Origin of the sequence: Pseudoalteromonas sp. GW168-MNA-CIBAN-0100 (assembly GCF_040309225.1) — a bacterium.
In the GTDB taxonomy this organism is placed as follows: Bacteria; Pseudomonadota; Gammaproteobacteria; order Enterobacterales; family Alteromonadaceae; genus Pseudoalteromonas; species Pseudoalteromonas arctica.
The window spans coordinates 1-259 of the sequence record NZ_JBEOOL010000742.1 but is presented as its reverse complement, the minus strand read 5'-3'; the positions used below and the strand labels follow the sequence as shown (position 1 = coordinate 259).

General features: G+C 44.4%; 1 pseudogene. It reads right to left on the bottom strand.

Annotation, left to right across the window (positions count from 1 at the left end):
* Positions 1-259 (bottom strand): annotated as a pseudogene (locus AAEY62_RS23235) (TonB-dependent receptor); the annotation flags it as partial.

Sequence of the window (259 nt, the reverse complement as noted above, 5' to 3'; positions counted from 1 at the left end):
GCTACGACCTGGACGTGGTGCTATATTCTTTAAAAATGAGCTATGCACGCGCGCTTCTGTGTCTGTTAAGTTAGTGCCACGTAGATACACAGACACATCTTGATTTAGCACTGATAAGTCATATGAAACGCTGGCATCAAGTATGGTGTAGCCGTTTGTGGTTGTTTCTTCTGGCGCGGTACGGTCTTGATCTTGATAACGAGTTACGTGAAGGTGCGCACTCAGCTTTTCTGTTTGATAGCTAAACTCAGTACCAAAA